This is a genomic window from Limnohabitans lacus (assembly GCF_030053395.1).
Lineage (GTDB): Bacteria > Pseudomonadota > Gammaproteobacteria > Burkholderiales > Burkholderiaceae_C > Limnohabitans_A > Limnohabitans_A lacus.
The window spans coordinates 1-3,072 of sequence record NZ_JASGBH010000021.1; the positions used below are offsets into that span (position 1 = coordinate 1).

Consider the following 3,072-nt stretch of genomic DNA (forward strand, 5'->3'; position numbering starts at 1 on the left):
ATGTGCCGTTGACTGCCAGCACCGCGCTGGTGCTGCCGTCCACGGCCTTGACGTCTGCACTGGTCAGTCCGCTCAGGTCCGCCGCCACGCCAGCCACGCTTTGGATGCTGGCACCATTGAGCGCGAGACCGCCTGCCCCAATGTTCAGATCTGCACTGTTTGTGTCACCGGCTTGCACCTTGTACTGGAACACCATACGGTTGCCTGCCACACCCACAAAGTCTGCTACGGCACCGTTGGACAGCGTCAGTGTAGGGGTACCGCCGCTGGTGTCAACGCTGACCGTTTTGTCAAACACCACTTGCAGGGTAACGGGGTCACCAACTCGGTAGTTGCCATCTGCGCTGGTGCTGATGACTTTGTCGAAAATCGGGGCCACAGCATCGGCCACCACGTTGAAGGTGGCACTGACGACGTCGTTGCCTGCCTCATCCTGCAGCACCGCATTGCCCGAAGACGGGGCGGTGTAGGTCACGCTGGTGTTACCCGTCAGCGCCGTTTGCAGGGTCAGCGTCACTTGGTTGCCACTGATGGCCACACCCGTCACTGTGTTGCCCGCCAGCGTGAAGGCTCCGGCCAATGGTGCTGTGCTCGCATCCAACACTTCGTTGAACAACAAGTTGACCGTCGTGTCCGCACCTACAGCGGCTTCCAGTGTTGGCGAATTTGCGTCGACTTCAAACGTAAATTGAGAAGTCGAGTTGGCCGCACCCGATGCCACAGATTCAACTTTTTGGAATGAAACGGTGTGTTTGCCAGAAGTCCAGGTACCTGGCAAATCCAGGTTGAAATTGCCTTGCAAGTCCGTACTGGAAATACCAAAATCGGTGTCCGTACCGACATCAAACTGGTTGTTTGCGTTCAGATCCTTGAAGGCGCGTACATTGCTTTGGGCACTGCTTGTTCCCGTCAGTGAAACGCCTGTGGTGGCAGACGTTTTGGAGTCTCCCTGAACACCTGTGTCGTCGGCTGTACTCAACACAACCAAGGGGGCAACGTAACCCAATGTTGCGATCTCAACCGCCAGAGCTGCGCTGACGCTCTGGTTGCCCTGCGTGTCAGTGATGACAGCACGGAGGTTGTGAATGCCGTTGACAGTATTTTCACCAAACGCTTTTCGACCGGTCAATGACACATCTCTATGAAATACCCCCAGATGGTCGGCCACCACAGAACCAAGGCTTTCGCCTGCGTCATTCACACCATTGTTATTCACATCATCAAACAAGCTCACTGAAGCATTGGCAGAGACCTGCCCGCCAATGGTCAAGTTCGTCATTTGGTACGTGATGTTGTCTGTGAAACTGGCACCCGAATCATCCTCTTTGGCCAAGTCCAATTGCACCGTTGTTGGCTCCACATTGGTAGCCACGGTCAGACTTTGCGCTGCAGAATAGGCACTGGCAGCACCGTTGCTTGTAGCATCAAAGCCGGCCTTGACCAGGCGGGCGTCAACATTGACGGTGCCGTCGCCCACGGTCAAGATGGCGGCATTCGGCACCGTGACGGTGGCGCTGCCGTTGGTGATGTGGGTGCTTGTCAATGACAAGCTCACGGTTTCGGTGCCACCACCGGCCTTGGCCCAACGCAATTGCACGGTGTCGTTGGCCTGGGCGCCTGTGCCTGACAGGTTGACCACCACGGTGGTGCCGTCGGCCGCTTCGGTGGCGTTGAGAGAGTCCGACACTTCACCAGCCAAACTGATGGTGGGGGCAGCCAGGGTACGGGTGTCGCCCGTGTTGTTGACCACAGTCTGATTCGTCAGGTCGCCCACATCGTTGCCCGCCAGGTCTTGCAGGACGCCGGAGGCGTTGTCGGTGGTATCGGCGTCGGTGTAGCTGAAGGTGATGACTTGACCTGCATTGACCGGGGTGGCCAAGGTGAGTACCAGGGTGTTGCCATTGACAACGGGAGTACCAGTGAGCGCAATGGTCGGTGGCGTCAGGCTGCCGTCTTGGAGCAGGACGGTGTATTTGGCCAGATCTGGCAGGTTGGTGGCATCCAGCGGGTGGCTGTAAGCCAGCACAAGCCGGTCACCGTTGACGGTGGCGCTTTGCAGCGTGGGCGCTGCGATGTCACGCTCAATCACCAAGGTCTGACTGACCGGGCTGGTGCCTGTGCCGTCGGTTTGTGTGGCGGTGGCGCGCACCAAGCCGTTGGCTACAGTGGCGGTGGCGATGGCGGTAAAGACACCAGTGTTGGCGTCGGCCGTGACGGTCTGGGTTTCACCGCTGTCGACCACGTTGTCGCCATCGGCGTCCACCCAAACGCTGACGCTGGCGCCTTGGCGGGCGGTGCCCGAGAAGGTCAGGCTGGCGGCGTTGGTCAGGCGGTCTGCGTTGCTTTCACCAATGTCGCCTTCGCTCAGGCTCAGGTTGGTGATGGCGTCAGGGGCAATCAGGGTGCGGATGGCGCTGAGGCTGGCAATGCCGCTGCCGTTGTCGGCGCTGGCGGCGATCTCGGCCAACACTGCGCTGAGGTTGTTGGCGGTGACGCCAGTGATGCCGATGGCGGCAAAGTCGTTTTCGGTCAACGCAGGGTTGACGGCCTGGCCTGCCGCCGCTGCGGCGACGCGGTCCACCACGCTGGCGATGTTGCTGAGCTTGTTGGCGGTGTCGGTCGCGTCAGTGCCTGTGACCAAACTCTGGGTGTTGATGATCTCGTTGAACAGACCGGCCTCGATGCCGGTCTGGCCGCTGTTGTCGCCCAAGGTTGTCAGACCCAGGCCAGCGGGGCTGGCACTGGTGAGTTGGACATTGGTGAGCGGGTGGGCCAGGTCATCCAGCAGGCCTGCGGTGGCCAGGGCTTGCAGCTGCGCTCCAGTGAGGGCCTGCACTTGCTGCAGGGACAGGTTGGCCACTTGTGTGGATGTGAGGTTGTCGATCACGCCTGCGGGCACGCTGTCGATGGCCTCTGCTCGCAGCGATTGAACCTGGGCTGCGCTCAGGTTGTCCAGGTTACCGGCCGTGGCCATGGCAGCGGCTTGGTCGCTGTTGATCAGTGACAAGTTGAGCAAGGCCACTTGGGCGTCGCTGAAGGAGGCCAACTGTGTCTCGCTCATGGCAGCCACTT

At 60.0% G+C, this 3,072-nt stretch carries 1 protein-coding gene; it reads right to left on the reverse strand.

Annotation, left to right across the window (positions count from 1 at the left end; all coding sequences use genetic code 11):
- The coding region (locus QLQ16_RS15735) for a beta strand repeat-containing protein (RefSeq protein WP_283225592.1) at positions 1 to 3,061 on the reverse strand (3,061 nt) is incomplete at its 3' end.
- Positions 3,062 to 3,072: the final 11 nt, after the last annotated feature.